This is a genomic window from Nesterenkonia sp., from assembly GCF_029265375.1.
Lineage (GTDB): Bacteria > Actinomycetota > Actinomycetes > Actinomycetales > Micrococcaceae > Nesterenkonia.
The window spans coordinates 1-15,644 of the sequence record NZ_JAJUJJ010000037.1; the positions used below are offsets into that span (position 1 = coordinate 1).

22 protein-coding genes and 4 pseudogenes are annotated in these 15,644 nt (G+C 65.7%); 12 read left to right on the top strand and 14 right to left on the bottom strand.

Annotation, left to right across the window (positions count from 1 at the left end; translation table 11 throughout):
* The coding region (locus tag Q1K09_RS12075) for an integrase core domain-containing protein (RefSeq protein WP_300345680.1) at positions 1 to 255 on the top strand (255 nt) is incomplete at its 5' end.
* Between the two features lie 4 nt (positions 256 to 259).
* On the opposite strand, the pseudogene Q1K09_RS12080 reads toward Q1K09_RS12075, so the two are convergent.
* Positions 260 to 505, bottom strand: a pseudogene (locus Q1K09_RS12080) (IS30 family transposase); the annotation flags it as partial.
* Between the two features lie 59 nt (positions 506 to 564).
* On the opposite strand from Q1K09_RS12080, the gene Q1K09_RS12085 reads away from it, so the two are divergent.
* Genes Q1K09_RS12085 through Q1K09_RS12095 form a run of 3 tightly spaced genes read left to right on the top strand, consistent with a single transcriptional unit; the run spans position 565 to position 1,830 of the window.
* A complete protein-coding gene (locus tag Q1K09_RS12085) occupies positions 565 to 882 on the top strand; it encodes a helix-turn-helix domain-containing protein (protein WP_300345681.1) in 318 nt (105 codons plus the stop codon).
* Positions 883 to 899: 17 nt separating this feature from the next.
* Positions 900 to 1,613: an IS3 family transposase gene (locus Q1K09_RS12090; protein WP_300345682.1), complete on the top strand. Its 714-nt coding sequence runs from the start codon at positions 900 to 902 to the stop codon at positions 1,611 to 1,613.
* The gene (locus Q1K09_RS12095; RefSeq protein WP_300345684.1) at positions 1,570 to 1,830 is read left to right on the top strand and encodes an integrase core domain-containing protein; all 261 of its coding nucleotides are present in this window, start codon (positions 1,570 to 1,572) and stop codon (positions 1,828 to 1,830) included. Before Q1K09_RS12090 ends, Q1K09_RS12095 begins: the two co-directional genes overlap by 44 nt.
* On the opposite strand, the gene Q1K09_RS12100 is transcribed toward Q1K09_RS12095, so the two are convergent.
* Together Q1K09_RS12100 and Q1K09_RS12105 are read right to left on the bottom strand one after the other, a co-directional pair.
* Positions 1,823 to 2,188, bottom strand: a complete 366-nt coding sequence (locus tag Q1K09_RS12100) for a hypothetical protein (RefSeq protein ID WP_300345685.1) — start codon at positions 2,186 to 2,188, stop codon at positions 1,823 to 1,825. The two genes, Q1K09_RS12095 and Q1K09_RS12100, sit on opposite strands and share 8 nt — an antisense overlap.
* Positions 2,167 to 2,637: a hypothetical protein gene (locus tag Q1K09_RS12105; protein WP_300345686.1), complete on the bottom strand. Its 471-nt coding sequence runs from the start codon at positions 2,635 to 2,637 to the stop codon at positions 2,167 to 2,169. The genes Q1K09_RS12100 and Q1K09_RS12105 overlap by 22 nt, the downstream gene beginning before the upstream one ends.
* A 94-nt stretch (positions 2,638 to 2,731) precedes the next feature.
* Here Q1K09_RS12105 and Q1K09_RS12110 point away from each other — a divergent pair.
* Positions 2,732 to 4,174, top strand: a pseudogene (locus tag Q1K09_RS12110) (L-serine ammonia-lyase).
* Positions 4,175 to 4,197: 23 nt separating this feature from the next.
* On the opposite strand, the gene Q1K09_RS12115 reads toward Q1K09_RS12110, so the two are convergent.
* Complete coding sequence (locus Q1K09_RS12115; RefSeq protein WP_366909424.1) at positions 4,198 to 5,109, bottom strand: NADP-dependent oxidoreductase; 912 nt, start codon at positions 5,107 to 5,109, stop codon at positions 4,198 to 4,200.
* A gap of 125 nt (positions 5,110 to 5,234) precedes the next feature.
* Between Q1K09_RS12115 and Q1K09_RS12120 the strand changes: the two genes are divergently transcribed.
* Both Q1K09_RS12120 and Q1K09_RS12125 read left to right on the top strand, forming a co-directional pair.
* The gene (locus Q1K09_RS12120) at positions 5,235 to 6,059 is read left to right on the top strand and encodes an aldo/keto reductase (protein WP_366909425.1); all 825 of its coding nucleotides are present in this window, start codon (positions 5,235 to 5,237) and stop codon (positions 6,057 to 6,059) included.
* Between the two features lie 7 nt (positions 6,060 to 6,066).
* Complete coding sequence (locus Q1K09_RS12125; RefSeq protein WP_300345689.1) at positions 6,067 to 6,693, top strand: hypothetical protein; 627 nt, start codon at positions 6,067 to 6,069, stop codon at positions 6,691 to 6,693.
* Positions 6,694 to 6,696: 3 nt separating this feature from the next.
* Here Q1K09_RS12125 and Q1K09_RS12130 read toward each other — a convergent pair whose 3' ends face one another.
* The 4 genes from Q1K09_RS12130 to Q1K09_RS12145 all read right to left on the bottom strand — a co-directional run bounded on the left by Q1K09_RS12130 (position 6,697) and on the right by Q1K09_RS12145 (position 9,747).
* Positions 6,697 to 7,272 (bottom strand): protein-L-isoaspartate O-methyltransferase, encoded by a 576-nt coding sequence (locus Q1K09_RS12130; protein WP_300345690.1) that lies wholly within the window; start codon positions 7,270 to 7,272, stop codon positions 6,697 to 6,699.
* A 23-nt stretch (positions 7,273 to 7,295) separates the two neighbouring features.
* Positions 7,296 to 8,204, bottom strand: a complete 909-nt coding sequence (locus Q1K09_RS12135) for an aldo/keto reductase family oxidoreductase (RefSeq protein ID WP_300345691.1) — start codon at positions 8,202 to 8,204, stop codon at positions 7,296 to 7,298.
* A gap of 82 nt (positions 8,205 to 8,286) precedes the next feature.
* A complete protein-coding gene (locus tag Q1K09_RS12140) occupies positions 8,287 to 8,538 on the bottom strand; it encodes a hypothetical protein (RefSeq protein ID WP_300345692.1) in 252 nt (83 codons plus the stop codon).
* A 30-nt stretch (positions 8,539 to 8,568) separates the two neighbouring features.
* Complete coding sequence (locus tag Q1K09_RS12145; RefSeq protein WP_300345693.1) at positions 8,569 to 9,747, bottom strand: MFS transporter; 1,179 nt, start codon at positions 9,745 to 9,747, stop codon at positions 8,569 to 8,571.
* A gap of 855 nt (positions 9,748 to 10,602) precedes the next feature.
* Between Q1K09_RS12145 and Q1K09_RS12150 the strand changes: the two genes are divergently transcribed.
* On the top strand, positions 10,603 to 11,403 hold the full coding sequence (locus Q1K09_RS12150; protein WP_300345695.1) for a TIGR02206 family membrane protein: 801 nt from the start codon (positions 10,603 to 10,605) through the stop codon (positions 11,401 to 11,403).
* Between the two features lie 51 nt (positions 11,404 to 11,454).
* Here the strand turns inward: Q1K09_RS12150 and Q1K09_RS12155 are convergent, their stop codons facing one another.
* The 3 genes from Q1K09_RS12155 to Q1K09_RS12165 all read right to left on the bottom strand — a co-directional run bounded on the left by Q1K09_RS12155 (position 11,455) and on the right by Q1K09_RS12165 (position 13,098).
* On the bottom strand, positions 11,455 to 11,862 hold the full coding sequence (locus tag Q1K09_RS12155) for a DUF4440 domain-containing protein (protein WP_300345696.1): 408 nt from the start codon (positions 11,860 to 11,862) through the stop codon (positions 11,455 to 11,457).
* Positions 11,859 to 12,377 carry an SgcJ/EcaC family oxidoreductase gene (locus Q1K09_RS12160; RefSeq protein ID WP_300345697.1) on the bottom strand — a complete coding sequence of 173 codons (519 nt, stop codon included), beginning with the start codon at positions 12,375 to 12,377 and terminating at the stop codon, positions 11,859 to 11,861. Before Q1K09_RS12160 ends, Q1K09_RS12155 begins: the two co-directional genes overlap by 4 nt.
* A gap of 139 nt (positions 12,378 to 12,516) precedes the next feature.
* Positions 12,517 to 13,098: a YdeI/OmpD-associated family protein gene (locus tag Q1K09_RS12165; protein WP_300345698.1), complete on the bottom strand. Its 582-nt coding sequence runs from the start codon at positions 13,096 to 13,098 to the stop codon at positions 12,517 to 12,519.
* A 195-nt stretch (positions 13,099 to 13,293) separates the two neighbouring features.
* Between Q1K09_RS12165 and Q1K09_RS13115 the strand changes: the two are divergent.
* Positions 13,294 to 13,458 (top strand): annotated as a pseudogene (locus tag Q1K09_RS13115) (DUF433 domain-containing protein); the annotation flags it as partial.
* A gap of 28 nt (positions 13,459 to 13,486) precedes the next feature.
* On the opposite strand, the gene Q1K09_RS12170 reads toward Q1K09_RS13115, so the two are convergent.
* Together Q1K09_RS12170 and Q1K09_RS12175 are read right to left on the bottom strand one after the other, a co-directional pair.
* Positions 13,487 to 13,891 carry a type II toxin-antitoxin system VapC family toxin gene (locus Q1K09_RS12170; protein ID WP_300345699.1) on the bottom strand — a complete coding sequence of 135 codons (405 nt, stop codon included), beginning with the start codon at positions 13,889 to 13,891 and terminating at the stop codon, positions 13,487 to 13,489.
* The gene (locus Q1K09_RS12175; RefSeq protein ID WP_300345700.1) at positions 13,888 to 14,169 is read right to left on the bottom strand and encodes a prevent-host-death family protein; all 282 of its coding nucleotides are present in this window, start codon (positions 14,167 to 14,169) and stop codon (positions 13,888 to 13,890) included. Before Q1K09_RS12175 ends, Q1K09_RS12170 begins: the two co-directional genes overlap by 4 nt.
* Positions 14,170 to 14,410: 241 nt before the next feature.
* On the opposite strand from Q1K09_RS12175, the gene Q1K09_RS12180 reads away from it, so the two are divergent.
* Together Q1K09_RS12180 and Q1K09_RS12185 are read left to right on the top strand one after the other, a co-directional pair.
* Entirely contained in the window at positions 14,411 to 14,716 is a 306-nt protein-coding gene (locus tag Q1K09_RS12180) for a hypothetical protein (protein WP_300345701.1), read from the top strand.
* Positions 14,709 to 15,002, top strand: coding sequence for a hypothetical protein (locus Q1K09_RS12185; protein WP_300345702.1), 294 nt, complete (start codon positions 14,709 to 14,711; stop codon positions 15,000 to 15,002). Before Q1K09_RS12180 ends, Q1K09_RS12185 begins: the two co-directional genes overlap by 8 nt.
* Positions 15,003 to 15,128: 126 nt before the next feature.
* On the opposite strand, the gene Q1K09_RS12190 is transcribed toward Q1K09_RS12185, so the two are convergent.
* Complete coding sequence (locus tag Q1K09_RS12190) at positions 15,129 to 15,362, bottom strand: toxin-antitoxin system (RefSeq protein WP_300345703.1); 234 nt, start codon at positions 15,360 to 15,362, stop codon at positions 15,129 to 15,131.
* Positions 15,363 to 15,497: 135 nt separating this feature from the next.
* Here Q1K09_RS12190 and Q1K09_RS12195 point away from each other — a divergent pair.
* A pseudogene (locus tag Q1K09_RS12195) lies at positions 15,498 to 15,644 on the top strand (IS30 family transposase); the annotation flags it as partial.

Here is a 15,644-nt window from a genome sequence, read left to right on the forward strand (position 1 = left end):
GGCCGGACCGGTATCTGCTTCGATAATGCGATGGCCGAGTCGGTGTTTTCGAAGCTGAAGACCGAGTTCTACGACCGCCGGACCTGGGACACTCGGACCCAGGCCCGCACAGGGGTCGCCTATTGGATCGAGAAGGTCTACAACCGCCGCCGGTTGCACTCTGCGATCGGGATGCTCCCACCGGTGGAATACGAAGAATCCCTCCGCAGAGACCGGCGGCCGGGTAAATCAGAACAGCTTCCGGCAGCCGCCTGAGGAACTAAGACCGTGTCCACAACTTGCGGGCAAGGCCACCGGTTGTTTCTAAGTGTAGGTGCTCGTCGAATGCTTCGGCCGGGGTGAACCAGCCCAGGCATTTGCGGGGCTGGTTATTGATCTCGGTGACAGCGGCTTGGAGCTCTTCTTCGCTGAGGTGGCTGAAGTCTGTGCCTTTGGGATAGTAGCGGCGCAGCCTGCCGTTGTGGTGCTCATTGGTGCCCCGCTGCCATGAGGAGTAGGGGTCGGCGTGTCGCGCGTCAGACTTAGTGGCAGGGCCGTTATGTAGGTCCTGAAGGAGAGTCAGTCATGGGTAGACCACCCTCGATTCCGGCGGAGAAGAAGACCCGGATAGTGCTGAGCGTGCTGGCCGGGGAGATGTCCATCGCCGAAGCGGCACGCAAGGAGAAAGTCAGTGAGCAGTCCATCGGACGGTGGAAGGCCGAGTTCCTGGAAGCCGGCAAGACCGCCCTGGTGGCCGGCAGGTCTGGACCATCCTCCCGAGAGGAACAGCTGGAGGCCGAGGTCGCCGAGCTGACCCAGGCCTTGGGCGAGGCAGACCTGGAAGCCAGGGTGTGGAAGAAGTCCGCGGAGGGCCGGCTGGGCCCTTCGAGGACCTCGAGGTGATCCGCGTGGAAGCGGGCATGTCGACCGCGAGGTTCTGCCAGCTCTTCGACATGCCCGAGCGGACCTGGCGCCGCTGGCAGGCCAAGGCCCGCACCGGGACGGCGGTGAAGGGACCGTGGCCGGAACCGGGACGGCAGGCCGCCAGGGAACTGGTGGTCAAGCACGCGTTGGCCCATCCGGCGTGGGGGCATCGGAAGATCTGGGCGATGGTCCGCCACGACGGGCATGTGGTTTCCGAGGCGACCGTGCTGCGAATCCTGCGCGACGAGGGGCTGATTCTGCCCGCGCAGTACCAACGGGAGCGACGGAAGCTGGCCGAGCGGCGCAAGGCCGCGTTCGCCACCGAGCCCTCAGGCCCGAACCAAGTCTGGCAGCTGGACTTCAGCGAGTTCGAGACCACCACCGGAGGGACCTGGCGGCTGGCCGGGTGCCGGGACTACTGGTCCAAGTACGAGCACCCCTTCCACGTTTCGCCCACCGGGAACCAGCACGACGCGATCGACGCGATCGAGTTGGCCCTGGCCGACTACGAGGCCATGTTCGGTCACCCGCTGGTCGAGGCCTGCCCGGTCGATCCCGAGACCGGTGAGCTGTTGCCCGTGGTGACCATCGTGACGGACAACGGCGGGCCGTTCCGGTCCTTCCGCTTCGAGTCCTTCATCGCCGCCCACCCTTCAGCTACACCACGTGCGCACCCGAGTGAAGACCCCGGGGCAGAACGGGTCCCGTGAACGCGGCTTCGGCACGCTGAAGTACGAACGGCTCTACCTGGACGAGATCGACGACGCGATCGTGCTCGCCGAGCGGGCCAAGGACTACCGGATCGAGTACAACGAGCTCCGGCCCCACGAGGCCATCTCATGGAACCGGCCCAAGGAGGTGCACCTGGGCCTGGCCGACCCCACCACCCCGACATTCAAAACCAAGGAAATCCTGCCAACTACTTGACGCGGGACAGCTGACCGCCTTCAGCGGTGTAGAGGGTTGCGTCCGAGCCCGCGCCGACAATGAAGTACAGGTTGCCCAGTGAGTCGAAGGCCATATCGCCGCTGTCACCGAAGGCATTCGGAGTGTGGAGCTGACCGGCGCGCCACACTGCTCCCTCGCCGTCTTCCGCATTCGGATTGTAGGCGAGGAGGGCGAACGCGTCACTGGTGGGGTCATTGTGGCTGGTGGCGAAGTAGTAGATGCCGGTGGAGTAGTCCACCGCACCGTGGCGCACGATGTGATTGTAGTCCGGGTCCCACAGCTCCTCATCGATGCGGGTGCTGGTGAGCTCCTCAGTCAGCAGGTCATATTGGTACACAAAACGCCGGTCGCTCGGCAGGGGCTGGCCCCCCCCGGCCCGGTTCCGCCGATGTTGTGCGTGGTGAAGTAGAGGTACCGTCCGCGCCCCTGAGCGTCGCGTCCGATGCCCCGTGCATTGATCTGCTCGAGGATGTCACCGGTGAAGTCGACAATCACCTCACGACTGCCGTCGGTGGTGTTGATCCGCTCCACCTGGTTGACCCGGCCGCCGTTGACCGGATTGTCGGGGCTGCGCAAGTTGTAGACATACGGGGAGGTGGGAGCGCATTCCAACAGGTCCTCCACCGCAGCCTCGGCGGGTTCAGGCTCTGAAAAGTCCACCAGGACGATCCCGGTGGTCAGCAGCAGCAGAGCGGTCAGCCCGCCCAGAAGACGGCTCGATAGTGATCGACTGGCGCCGGTGCCCGGCTCGACGTCGTCGTGGTAGTTTCGGCTCGGCGACGTCATGGGGTTCCCCCGGCGTAGAAGAGTCAAACGTTGGGTTGATCCTACCTGGGTGCGGGCTGACCTGGGAAGACATGACGTTGCGTAACCTGGAGCTATGTCTGTTTCTCTGTTCGACCTCTTCAGCGTGGGCGTGGGGCCCTCCTCCTCCCACACTGTGGGACCAATGCGCGCAGCGCGACGGTTCACCGCCGAGAAGCTGGTGGGCACCGCCGACGACGGCGGCACGCCGCTGATCGAACGAGTGGACTCGGTGCAGGTGGAGCTTTTCGGCTCGCTTTCGGCCACCGGCGCGGGCCACGGGACCTTCACAGCGATCCTGCTGGGACTGGAGGGTTGGGCCGCCGAGAAGGTACGACCGGACCAGGTTGATGAGCGCATCGCAGCAATGGAGGCCTCCGGCACGGTGCAGCTGGCCGCCCAGCTGGGCCACCGGCGGGACATCACGCTGCGCACCGCCGACTTCATCCAGCGTCCGCTGACCCACCTGGAGCGCCACTCCAACGCGATGACCCTGCGCGCCGTCGACGGCGACGACCAGCTGCTGGCTGAGGAGACCTACTACTCGGTCGGCGGCGGGTTCGTGGTGGCCGAGACCGAGGACCCCGGCACAGATTCGGCCGGTGACGACGTCGTACTGCCCTATCCGTTCCGGACCTCCGCTGAGCTGATGGCCCACTGCCGCAGCACCGGCCTGCCGGTATCGCAGATCATGCTGGCCAATGAGTGCGCCCGCCGTGAAGATTCCCCGGATCCGCGCAGCGAGGTGCTGGAGGGCATTTGGCACCTCTGGGAGGTGATGGAGGAGTGCAAGAATTCTGCGCTGCGCCGTGAGGGCCCGCTGCCCGGTGGGCTGAAGGTCCGCCGCCGCGCCCCGGACTGGCACGCCCGGCTGTGGCAGCAGGATCCGGAACGCTCCCACGCCTACTGACAGGAATGGGTGAACCTGGTGACCCTGGCGGTCAACGAGGAGAATGCTTCCGGCGGCCGGGTGGTCACCGCGCCCACCAACGGTGCGGCAGGGATCATTCCCGCCGTCGGGTTCTACGCCACCCACTACAGTCCCGGCGCCAGCTACGCGAAGAAGGCCGACCGGCACCGGATCGTGACTACCTATCTGCTCACCGCCGCCGCCGCCATCGGGGTGCTCTATAAGGAGCAGGCCTCCATCTCCGGGGCGGAGGTCGGCTGCCAGGGTGAGGTCGGCTCAGCCTCCTCCATGGCTGCCGCGGGGCTCTGCGAAGTCCTCGGCGGCAGCCCGGAGCAGGTGGAGAATGCCGCCGAGATCGCCATGGAGCACAATCTGGGGCTGACCTGCGACCCGATCAGCTGGCTGGTTCAGGTTCCGTGCATCGAGCGCAATGCCATCGCCGCCACCAAAGCGGTCAACGCCGCCCGCATGGCGCTGATGGGCGACGGCGTGCACCGGGTCAGCCTGGACGACGTGATCACCACCATGCGTGAGACCGGCAAAGACATGTCCCACAAGTACAAGGAGACCGCTCTGGGCGGGCTGGCGGTCAACGTGGTGGAGTGCTGAGCCGCAGCCGCCGGCGGTGGGCCTCAGCGGGTGACGTCGATGAGCACCTTGCCGCTGGAGCCCTCGATATTGTGCTGCATAGCCTGCGCGGCCTGCTCCAGCGGGTAGACGGTATCCACGCTGACCTTCAGCTTTCCCTCGCTGATCCGCTGCAGCAGGGTCTCCAGGCGTGGGCCGTCGGGACGCACCCAGATCAGCTGGCCGCCGTGCTGCAGGACTGAGGGGTCCGCGATAGAGGCGTGACGGCCGGCTTCAGCCAGCACCTCCAGGGTCTGGTCCACCACGCCGCCGGCGAAGTCGGCCACCGCGGTGACCCCGTCGGGGGCCAACTGCCGGATCCGCTCCGGCAGCCCCTCGCCGTAGCTCACCGGAGTCGCGCCCAGATCACGCAGCTTCTGGTGGTTCTGCTCCGAGGCGGTGCCGATCACCTCGGCGCCCACATCGGCGGCCAGCTGGGTGGCCAGATGCCCCACTCCCCCGGATGCGGCGTGGATGAGCAGTGTGTCCTCGGCAGTGAGGTTCAGCGATTCCAGAGTGCGCAGCGCGGTCAGTCCCGCCAGCGGCAGACCGGCTGCCGAGTCGGTGTCGACGTCGTCGGGAATATGTGCCGCTGAGGTGGCCGGCACCGCCACGTACTCGGCGTAGGTGCCTCCGTGCACAAAGTCCTTCCGCGCATAGGTGGCCACCCGGTCCCCCGGCGCGAATTCGGGCACGTCGGGTCCCACCGCTTCGACCACGCCGGCCGCGTCCCAGCCGGGGATCACCGGGAAGACGACGTCGAGCATCTCATCCAGCCCGCCGGCCATCAGCTTCCAGTCCACCGGGTTGACTGCGGCTCGCTCCACTTTGATCAGCACGGCCCCCGGCGCCAGCTTCGGCGTGGGCTGCTCGGTCAGGCTCAGGCTCTGCGGTTCACCGTAGGCGGTGTAGGTCATAGCTCGCATACCTCTGCCAACACCCAGTCCCCGGCGCTGCATTCCAGACAGCCCGGTCCCGCTGACCACCTCGCCGAATATGCGTAGGATCGGAACCAGGTGACCCGATCCGGAACGGAGTGATGATGACCCCCACCCTCCAGCTGAACTCAGGTGCCCATATCCCCCAGCTGGGCTTCGGAACCTCCCAGTCGGCCACCCCGGCGGAGTCGGTGCGCACCGCTGTAGAGGTCGGCTACCGGCATGTGGACACCGCCCAGATGTACGGCAATGAGGTCGAGGTCGGCGAAGGGGTGCGCGCCTCAGGTGCAGCGCGGGAGGATGTGTTCATCACCACCAAGCTGCACAATCCTCATCACGATCCTGCCGATGTGCACCGCACTTTCGAGGAGTCGCTGCAGCGGCTGGGGTTTGAGACCGTGGATCTGTTCCTCATCCATTGGCCCATGCCGTTCCTCGACGTCGACTATGTGGACACCTGGAAGACGATGATCGAACTGCGCGATTCGGGGCGGGCATCCTCCATCGGCGTCTCCAACTTCCAGCCGGAGCATCTGGAGCGGATTGTGGACGCTACCGGCGTGACTCCGGCGGTCAATCAGATCGAGGTCCATCCCTACTTCGCCAATAATGAGCTCCGCCGCGTCTGCGCCGAACAGGGCATTGTGGTGGAGGCCTGGAGCCCGTTGGGCAAGGGCGACGAGCTGGGCGATCCGGTGATCGTGCGCCTGGCTGAGGAGTTGGAGCGCACACCGGCGCAGGTGGTGCTGCGCTGGCATATGCAGCGCGGAGACGTGGCGATCCCGAAGTCAGACCATGAGCACCGCATGCGGGAGAACCTCGACGTCTTCGGATTCGAGCTCTCCGCAGAGCAGATGGCGGCCCTGGATGCCCTGGACAAGGGTGAGGACGGCCGGCGCAGCCCGCACCCGAACCACTTCGGAGCCTAAGGCGCTGATGGCCAGGCAGCCAGTCTCGCGCAGCGCCGTCGAGGCGAGCCTGTGGTTCATGCTGGGCCGCAGCCTACCCGAGTCTGCCGCCAGCACGCCGGAGCCGGTGCCCGAGGAGCCCGCCGCGGCGGTGAACCAGATGCTGAGGGACCAGGGTTCGGCAGAGCTGGAAGACGAGGTCCTCGCCACCATCGGAGCAGGGCTGAGCGCCCTGCGCCAGAATCCAGGGCTGAGCCTCTCAGCGGGCCGCTACGACCAGCTGCGCCGTGAGTTCCTCACCGTCCGCCGGGTCGCCTCCAGCTCCGGGAAGACCCTGTGGCCGGTGGGCAGCACCACAATTCTGAAACGCTGCGGCGGATCATGGTCGGCTGCACTGAGCAGCGCCGGACTGGCGGCCACCGAGTCCCCCGCCACCTCCGGATTCGGCCGGGCCCGTTTCAGCTCCGAGCAGTTCACCGCCGCGGTGCGAGACTTCTGCGCCGCGGCCGAAGCCTCCGGGAGCTCCACCAGCTACCAGAACTATGTGCAGTGGCGGAAGCAGCAGCAGGAGGCCGGACGCAGCGACCTGCCCTCCGGTCCAGCTATCCGCAACCGCGCCGGCAGCTGGAAGGCGGCCCTGGAGCAGGCGCAATAGTTCTCAGCGCAGCGGCACAAAGCTGTAGGGGCCGTGCCGGGTGACTGCGATCTCTCCGTCGGTCTTCTTCACCTTCAGCATCTCGCTGCTCACCGGGATGACCATCACCCCGCCCTCGGCCACCTGATCGATGAGCTCTTCGGGCAGATGCTCGGCCCCCGCCGAGACCAGGATCCTGTCGAAGGGTGCTTCCTGCGGGGCTCCGAGCGCGGTGGGGTCGGCCTGCCGGACCTCTGCCCAGTCCATCCGGTATCCGGCCAGGGCCCGCTGCGCCCGGCGGGTGAGCTCCGGCTCCAGCTCCACACCGATGACCCGTCCGCGCTCCCCCACCAGATGTCCCAGCAGAGCGGTGGACCATCCGGATCCGGCTCCCAGATCCAGCACGTGCTCGCCGGGCTCCGGTGCCAGCAGACGCAGCATATTGGCCACTGTGGTCGGCTGGGAGTTCGTCTGCCCATAGCCGATGGGCAGCGCCTGGTCAGTATCGGCCAGGCCGCGCGCCTCCTCGGGGAGGAAGTCGGCACGGGACACCGCGGCCATGGCCCGGGCGACGTCGTCGTCACGGTCTGCTGTGCTCATAGCTCTAGGGTGCCTGACAGCCCTCAGGGAACCTGGTGGCCGGCGGCGCGCAGCAGCTCGAACCATTCAGCACGGCTCAGCTTCACCTGCGCGCCCGCGGCAGCCTCATGGACCCGCTCGCCCCGGGTGGTGCCCAGCACCACCTGGATGTCTGCAGGATGCCGGGTGATCCATGCGGCGGCGATCCCGGTGGGTGTCACCGCATACTTCTGCGCCAACCGTTCCAGCACTGCGTTGAGCTCCGGGTAGTCGGCGGATCCGAGGAACACTCCCGACGGCGACTGAAACGGGGACCAGGCCTGCAGCTGGATGCCCTCGCGGCGGCAGTACTCCACCACCCCGGCGCCGTCGGGGGTCACCGCCGGGGCCCGGCCGAGCGTATTGGCCAGGATGCCTTCGGCCACCGGGGCGGCGTGCACCACCGAGAGCTGGATCTGGTTGACGGTCAGGGGCTGGTCCACTGCGGTGCGCAGCAGTTCGATCTGGGCCGGGGTGTGGTTGGAGACGCCGAACTGGCGCACCTTTCCTGCCGCGGAGAGCGCGTCGAATGCTCGGGCGGCCTCTTCGGGCTCCACCAGGGGATCCGGCCGGTGCAGCAGCAGCACGTCGATGTAGTCGGTGTTCAGCGCCCGCAGCGACTCGTCCACCGAGGCGATGATGTGCTCATAGGAGGAGTCGTAGTAGGGCCCATCTTTGATGATGCCGACTTTGGTCTGCAGGGTGATCTGCTCCCGTTCGGCGCTGCTGAGCCGGACCGCCTGGCCGAAGCGTCGCTCGCACTCGTGCCGGGTGGGGCCGTAGATATCAGCGTGGTCGAACCAGGTCACTCCCGCAGTGCGGGCGGAGTCCACCAGGTGGCGTATCTGCTCATCTGATGCCTCCGCGATCCGCATCAGGCCCACAATGATTCGGTTGGAGACTGCGGTGCTCATCGGTTCATCCTCCCACCTCGGGTCCTGATCGGGAAGGTCCGGCGTCGGGCGGGTTGGTGCCCGCGGCGCTGATGCTCACCACTTAGGCTGCGGGGCAGCGGTTGGTGGTCTTGTAGGGGTTTCCGCTGGTGTCATAGGTGATCCACTCCCCGACCGGCTCACCGGATGCGAAGTGGCCGGAGCGTTTCAGGGTGCCGTCCTTGCGGTACCACTCCCAGTAGCCCTCCGGCTGCCCGTCCACCACTTTGCCTTTGGACCATCGGCTTGTGCCGTCGGCGTGATACTTGATGGTGAACCCGTCGACGATCTCAGACTTCTTCTCCTGCCCCGCCATAGTCTGCTCCTCGCTGGACGCTTTGTGCGGTCATCCTATGCGGTCGGGCCGTGTGCCGCGGGAGGACCGCCGGTGCCGCAGCATGGCAGCCGCCAGCAGCGCCAGGCTGAGCAGCAGGAGCAGGCAGAGCAGAATCATGCCGCCGGTGTAGCCCCAGGACGTATCCGCCAGCCAGCCCACTGCCCCTGGTCCGGCAGCCCGGCCCAGCGCGATCGCCACCGCCTGCAGACCCATCAACGCGCCGAAGCGAGCCCCGAAGTACCAGTCGCTCATCAGCACCGCACGCAGCGGGATGAATGCGCCGAAGAGCAGCCCGAAGATGATGAAGTGTCCGTACATCTGCCAGGGCTGGTCTGCGGTGACCGCCAGGAGGACTCCCGGCAAGATCAGCACCATGACTCCGCAGTAGAAATGGGCGGCAGGGAATCGGTTGGCCAGGACCGGGAGAAGGAACCGGGCCGGCAGACTCAGCAGGCCCACCGCGGCAGCCCACCAGGCCACTGCCGAGGCATCGAATCCGGCGGCTTCGAACCGCGCGATGCGGTGGACATTGAAAGCTTCCAGAACTGCCATGGTCAGAGCGATCGCCAGGCTCAGCGGAATCAGCCCTGCAGGCAGTCTGCGTCCCGGCCGGGAACCGGCCCGTCCGACGTCGTCGCTCTCCTCTGAGCCACCCGCGACCGGTGCTGCGGGGGCCCCATGCAGCGACCAGCCGGCAGTGGTGCCGCAGACCAGTGCGACGGCGGCACCGAGCAGGGCGGCGGTGAGACGCCACCCGAGGTGGTCCACTGCGACTGATGCAGCAGGTATGAAGATGGGGCCGGCCAGCCCGGTGATGAGCGTGAGGGTGCCGGCAGCCCGGTTGCGCTGGGTGCGGCCGAACCACTGCTGGAGCGCTACGAATGCCGGCTCGAAGAGCACCATGGCGCTGCCGGGTCCGATCAGCAGCCACCATGCGGCCAGGACGTGCCACCCGGAGCTGCTGGCGGCGAAGGTGAGGAATCCCGCACAGACCAGCAGCCCTCCGAGTGTGAGGATGCCGCGGACGCCGTGGCGATCTGCATGGCGACCCACCGGCACGGCCAGCGCTGCCGCGGTGAGCACTGAGCCGGAGAACCCGGCCGAGAGCAGCCAGACGGGATACTGGGCGCCGGCGGCTTCAGAGGTGATCAGCACCGAAGTGCCGTAGAGGATTGCGCCGAAGCTCACTCCCACGCTTACGGCCAGCGGGAGGACAAGGCGGTGAAAAGACGGTGAATGGGACATGGGACCTTCTGGCGGTTGCGGGCATCATTAGATGCCGACTCCGCTCCTGAAGGTTTCTATCCCGTCAGATCCACACCGCTGACAATTCCACAGCGGCGTATTACGGCGCTTGAACCAGGCTCGGCGCGAGGCCGACGGAACCCTAGCCGCCAGTGCTGGTCGGTGCCTGTCAGTCTAGCGTGCGTCCGGCGCACCGTCAGACCACTCGGAGCGCGTCTCGGCCAGCGAGTTCCTCAGCAGCAAGCGCAGAGCGTCCCGGTCCACCCCGGTGAGGCGTTTCAGATAGAGGCAGGCTTTGCTGGATCGGTGGGGACCCAGGCGGCTGATCAGCTCGGGCCAGCGTTGCGCGAAGTCGCTGACCAGATAGATCGTGTGCTATGCAGCTCCTGGCGCGAATGCCAGGAGCGGCGCCTGGCCCCCGTGACCGCTGGCGTAGCGGTATTGGTATGTCCCGAAACCGATGATGCGGCCGGCCCATACCACCGGCTGCTCGCCGCTGATTTCGGTGAACATGTCCACCAGTTCCTCCGCTTCGGCTCGGCGGGGCCCCGGGCTTTCTCGATTACCTGGCGCACCGGCATCGGCGAGGGGGACATGGCTGGCTGCTTCGCCACGAGTTCTTCTCCTGCTCTCGACCGTGATGGCCGCTGGGCAGCGGGACATGGGTTTAATAGAACACACGCCGGCAGGAAGCACAATCCCTCGCCAGACGACGGCGGCGTGGGGACTCTGCCGACCCGCCGCGGCAGCCTGACACGGTGCGCCGCAGCGGCGTCACAGAGTTGTATGCTTCATGACGTGAATGACGGTGAGGCCTGGCGCATGCCCCAGTACGGCGCCGAACACGGCAGTGCGCTGCTGGTGATTGTGTTGGTGTCCGTCCTCTGCATCCTGTTGGCCCGGCGATCCCAGGACACGGCCGCCGTCGAGCGGGCCGCACGCACCTGCGGGTGGGCGCTGCTGGTGGTCTCCACCGTTTGGACCGTCTGGGCACTGCTCCCGATGAACTGGATCCTCCAGGAGTCGCTGCCCTTCCACTTCTCAGACGCTTCCCGCTTCCTAGCCGCCATCGCGCTCATTACGCGATCGAGATGGTCCATCGCCATCCTCTATTACTGGGGTCTGACGCTGAATCTCCAGTCGATTCTGACTCCGGACCTGAACTACCTGTATTTCGAAGCCCTGGAGTACCTGATGTACTGGCTGCTGCACGGCGCGGTGCTGATCGCACCGATCGTCCTGGTATGGGGACTGGGCTACCGCCCCACGTGGCGTGGGTATGCAGCAGCGCTGGCGGCAACCGGGCTGTGGGCCGGCAACGCCTACGTGGTCAACGTGCTCACTGGCGCCAACTACAGCTACGTCAGCGGCGGCCCTAAGGGCAGCTCACTGCTGGACGTGCTGGGCGAATGGCCGATCTACCTGCTCTCAGTGGCAGGGCTGATGATAGTCGTCTGGGGGCTGATGACCTGGCCGTGGGAGCGCCGGCGCACTACGAATCCAACCAGTCGAGCCGACCGCTTCGGCCTGGTGCACCGCGCCGGACACCATGCGCGCACCCCGGCTGACGCGTCGGGGCAGCTGGCGCCTCAGCGCTGACGCTTCACCCCACGCCTGAAGAGCCGCGCCCGCCTGGGAAGTCACGAGTCCTCACGCACCGGCGCCGTGGACAGGGGTACCCTGATGGAACACCATAGCCGGCCCGGCCGGTCCGATCCGCCACAGTGAGGACCGGAGGCTGGACCGCTGCCCGATGCTCACCCGGTAGGTCAGCAGGACCAGTCCGGCACCCAGCACCTGCGCCTGGCGCTCGGAGAGGTCAGCGGCGCCGTCGTCGTCACTCTCAGCGGCCAGTGCCTGAAGAATATGCTCACGGGTCCAGTGCCTGCCCGATTGCCCAATCTCATGAAAGTCGGGGGCCAGCAGCTCGTCCACCGCTGCAGGATTCCGGCGGACCTGCGGGTCCAGCAGGCGGAGCTCAGCCTCCCATACCGCTGCGATGAGGTGCGCCTCAGTCTCGCCGGCTTCACCGGTACCCTGGCGGGCTGTCTCAGTCATGTCCGTCCTCCGGGCGGCACACTACCACCGGGGGTCCTGGGCGAGCGTACTCCCTGGTAGCTGGTGGGGGTGAGACCGTCCCCTCCGGCGATATGGGTCTCGGCGCCGGGGATCCGGTCCGTATTGTGGGCAGAGACAGCCAGCCAGGCGTCGTCGTTCTTCTGCAGCACGAAGCAGAAAATGCCGCTTCGCTCCCCCGGGTCGGTTCCAGCCTGGGGGCTCTGCCCGGACAGAGTCCATTCCACGTGCACGACGGCGGCCGACTCACCCAGCCGACGCACCTTGGTTCGCTGCACCGCCATCGCTGAGTCGCTGAAGATCCGGCGGAACCCGTACTCGTGGGCCTGACGGATGCGATCCCGGTTCTCCCACCAGAGTCCGACGACGTTGACGAAGTCCGCGTCCGCGGCGAACAGGGCCGCCAAGGCAGCTGCGTCGGCGCGATTCCATGCCTCGACGAAGCGATCCGCGATCTCGCCGGGCTCCGTCATGGGGCGAGGGACGTCTGAGGTCACCTCCTCAGTCTGGCACGTCCTGTTCGATCTCGAGTATGCGGGGCCCCGAGGAACCGTCGGGCGGTTCAGTTCTTGGATTCCAGACGACGGCTGCCTCCTGCGGCTGTTTGGGGCGGAGATCGAGGCTTACCGCATGGGGTCAGCGGTCGTGCAATCCTTTGCCTTCGAGGATGCGCGGAGCGATCTTCTCCACACGCTGCCTGCGCGTGGCGGACCGCTTCGCCCCGGAGACATGCAGGTTGTATGCGCGCTGGCGGCCCGGGGTGAGCTTGTCGAAGGCGGCGGCGAGCTCGTCGTCCTCCGCCAGCCGTTCGCCGAGCTCCGGGGCCATCTCCTCCTCCTGCCGTGGGGGAACCTCGGTGCCCTCGACCTCGTGGGCAATGGCCTGACCCACGTAGGCGGTGACGGTCTCAGCGTTCTTCTGGACGTCCTCCACGGAGGCGAACATCATGCGTCGCGCCGCATGAGAATTCGGCCCGACCTCCGCCAGCACCCCCGCACGATCGTCGAGCAGAATGCCCTTGAAGAACATCAGGGCGAGGTTGTCGGAGAACTCCTGGATGATCGCAATGTTCGCCCCATCGTGCGAGTAGCAGGGTTTGCCCCATTTGATGTGCTCGGTGAGTCCGGCCGAAACCAGAATCGGGCGCAGCGCTCGGATCTCCTCGGGCCACCGCTGGGCGTTGCGGAGGTAGGAGTCGACGTCGTCGTAGTGCTCCATGCTTCATGCCTCCAGGTGACTGCAGCGTGTCAGATTCTGCTCATCAGTTTTGCCGATGCTCCCATTGATGCCAGAACCCACCATAGCTTGGTGTCCGCACCGCGGGCCCTAGAAGAGGCCTGCCGTACGTTACCCAGGTTTCTCACCGGGAGCGCCCGAACCGGCGCACATTCAATGCCGAAGCAGCATTGATATGTGGCGACCACAAGAACCAGGACGGACCGCATCACGGTTGACCCTGCCATCATGCACGGCAACCCAACCATCCGCGGCATGCAAATCTCCGGGCAGAACGTACTGGAACGGCTCGCCTCAGAGATGAGCTTCGAGGACATCCTCGAGGATTACCCCTACCCGGAGTACGAGGACCTCCTGTTCGTCGGACCGCTTATGCGTCAGCTCCTGGTGCGATCACATCCAAACCTGCAGCTCGGGCGGCTTTGCTCAGCTTGTGGTCATAGGTCAGGATCGCAGCGGCATCCAACCTCAAGGCTGACTCCAGGTGCAGGGCGTCGAGGGTGCGCAGGTAGCGCATCGGCAGATAGCCCGCACCTCGGTAGACTGCACGATCCAGTGCCGCCAATGCCACACCGTCAAGAACTCGGGTGACTTCTGACTGATCGATGTCTTCGCGCACCGCCAGCCGACGCAGCTCGGTTTCCAAGAGATCAGCGGAGACCAGCAGGGCATCTGTCTGATCGAGCCACTCGATCAATACATCACTTTCGGGCTGGTCGATCAGCAGCGCACCCAATACAGAGGTATCGACATACACCACGGGGGCTGGACTCACAGCCGATCCTCACGCAGCTCGTCCAGCGCGTCGACCAGGCTCTGTTGCGCCTGTTTGCGCTCAATGCCCAATGCTGCCCATCCCCCTACGCGTCGGGCAGGACGAACAATCGGCAACGAGGGGGCGGGCGCGTCAAGCGGAACAATCTTTCCGACGGCCACCCCACTGTTGGTTAGAACGAAAGTTCGACCTTCAGCGACGGCGCGCAGCACCCGTCCCGACTCGTTCCGAAGCTCGCGTTGTGACAAGGTCTCGTCCGCTTGGTCCACAGCACTCATCCACCCACTGTAGCACGCATGCTACACAAGGTTTTCTGCTGAACTGCGCACCGCACGGGGGAACCCCAGCACAATGGTGGCGGAGGCGTGCGGCCGCGAAGACCCTAACCCGGTGGCCATCGGGCAACTGCGCAATCCTGCGTAGGCAGTCAGTACCGCCCAGAGGTTAATCCACTGTTGAACTCGACCGGGATCAGCTTGAAGTGATGACATACAGCACACGTCGAGTTACCCTGAAAATGTGACGGTCTACCGATGGAACGACGATAAGAACCGCAAAGTGGAAGAAGCCAGGTCCGTCACTTTCGCTCAGATCGTCACCGCCATCGAGACCGGCGGCGTGTTGAATGACCACCCGCATCCCAACCGAGAAAATTACCCCAATCAGTGGATGATGGTCGTCGCCCACAAGGGGTATGCCTACTTGGTGCCCTACGTCATCGAGGGCGAGGACCGAGTATTCCTCAAAACCATCATTCCCAGCCGCAAAGCCACCAGAGACTACCTCCGCCCAGCAGGAGAGAAGGAGAACGACGACGATGAGTGAGATGAATCTTGACGACTACGAGAAGGAAGTCCTCGAGGCCTACGAGTCCAGTGATCTGGAGTCCACGGCGACGCCTGAGAAGCTGGAGTGGCTGCGCGAGGTCGCCAGGGCGACCCGAGCCAAAGATGCCCGGGTCAATATCCGGCTCTCCTCCGCAGATCTGCAGGACATCAAGGCCCGAGCATTGGAAGAGGGAATGCCGTACCAGACGCTGATGGCCAGCGTGCTGCACAAATACGCCACCGGACGATTGACTGAGTCTCCCGATCGCCGGCAAGCCGCATAGTCACCGCAGAACCAGGTCGATCAGACTGCAGAAACTGTGAACCAACCTCAGATACGAGCCATTCGACCACGCGCGGCTCGGGCGAGAGTCGGAAGACCTCCGAGATGACGTTGGTATCGAGGATAATCACTCGAAGTCCGCCACCCGCGCGACGTCGGCACGCGCCGGGATCGGCAGCTCGTCTACACCGCCTACGTCCTGCGCCGCTGCCAGCAGAGCGCTCCCGATATGCGGCCTCCGTGCAGCTTTGGTGAGGACATCGCGGGCCTCGGCCTCCATGGACCGGCCATGTTCTTTCGCCTGCATGGCGAGCTGCTGCTTCACGGCATCGTCGAGACCTCGAACGATGATAGATGCCATCAGCAACCACCTCCTCTGCTATCAAGGACCATGTGCTCTGCCCAGACCACGTGGGAGCCTGCCAAGTCCTGCACGATCCCGACCATGAAGGACGCTCTGATCAATGCAATGACCCCGGTGCCGCCGACGCCGCGCCGATCCTTGACCTGGGACCGGGGCAAGGAACTCTCAGCCCATGCACTGTTCACCGAGGCCACCAAGACCCCGGTGTATTTCGCCGACGCGAAGAGCCCGTGGCAGCGCGGCAGCAACGAACACCTCAATGGGCTGCTGCGGCAGTAC

Coding starts and splice junctions, on each gene's coding strand:
- Q1K09_RS12115 (WP_366909424.1), bottom strand. CDS start 5,109: ATGACCTACACCGCCTACGGTGAACCGCAGAGCCTGAGCCTGACCGAG.
- Q1K09_RS12135 (WP_300345691.1), bottom strand. CDS start 8,204: ATGAGCACCGCAGTCTCCAACCGAATCATTGTGGGCCTGATGCGGATC.
- Q1K09_RS12090 (WP_300345682.1), top strand. CDS start 900: ATGTCGACCGCGAGGTTCTGCCAGCTCTTCGACATGCCCGAGCGGACC.
- Q1K09_RS12085 (WP_300345681.1), top strand. CDS start 565: ATGGGTAGACCACCCTCGATTCCGGCGGAGAAGAAGACCCGGATAGTG.
- Q1K09_RS12130 (WP_300345690.1), bottom strand. CDS start 7,272: ATGAGCACAGCAGACCGTGACGACGACGTCGCCCGGGCCATGGCCGCG.
- Q1K09_RS12190 (WP_300345703.1), bottom strand. CDS start 15,362: ATGGCATCTATCATCGTTCGAGGTCTCGACGATGCCGTGAAGCAGCAG.
- Q1K09_RS12105 (WP_300345686.1), bottom strand. CDS start 2,637: ATGACGTCGCCGAGCCGAAACTACCACGACGACGTCGAGCCGGGCACC.
- Q1K09_RS12185 (WP_300345702.1), top strand. CDS start 14,709: ATGAGTGAGATGAATCTTGACGACTACGAGAAGGAAGTCCTCGAGGCC.
- Q1K09_RS12175 (WP_300345700.1), bottom strand. CDS start 14,169: ATGAGTGCTGTGGACCAAGCGGACGAGACCTTGTCACAACGCGAGCTT.
- Q1K09_RS12120 (WP_366909425.1), top strand. CDS start 5,235: ATGACCCCCACCCTCCAGCTGAACTCAGGTGCCCATATCCCCCAGCTG.
- Q1K09_RS12140 (WP_300345692.1), bottom strand. CDS start 8,538: ATGGCGGGGCAGGAGAAGAAGTCTGAGATCGTCGACGGGTTCACCATC.
- Q1K09_RS12165 (WP_300345698.1), bottom strand. CDS start 13,098: ATGGAGCACTACGACGACGTCGACTCCTACCTCCGCAACGCCCAGCGG.
- Q1K09_RS12155 (WP_300345696.1), bottom strand. CDS start 11,862: ATGACTGAGACAGCCCGCCAGGGTACCGGTGAAGCCGGCGAGACTGAG.
- Q1K09_RS12125 (WP_300345689.1), top strand. CDS start 6,067: ATGGCCAGGCAGCCAGTCTCGCGCAGCGCCGTCGAGGCGAGCCTGTGG.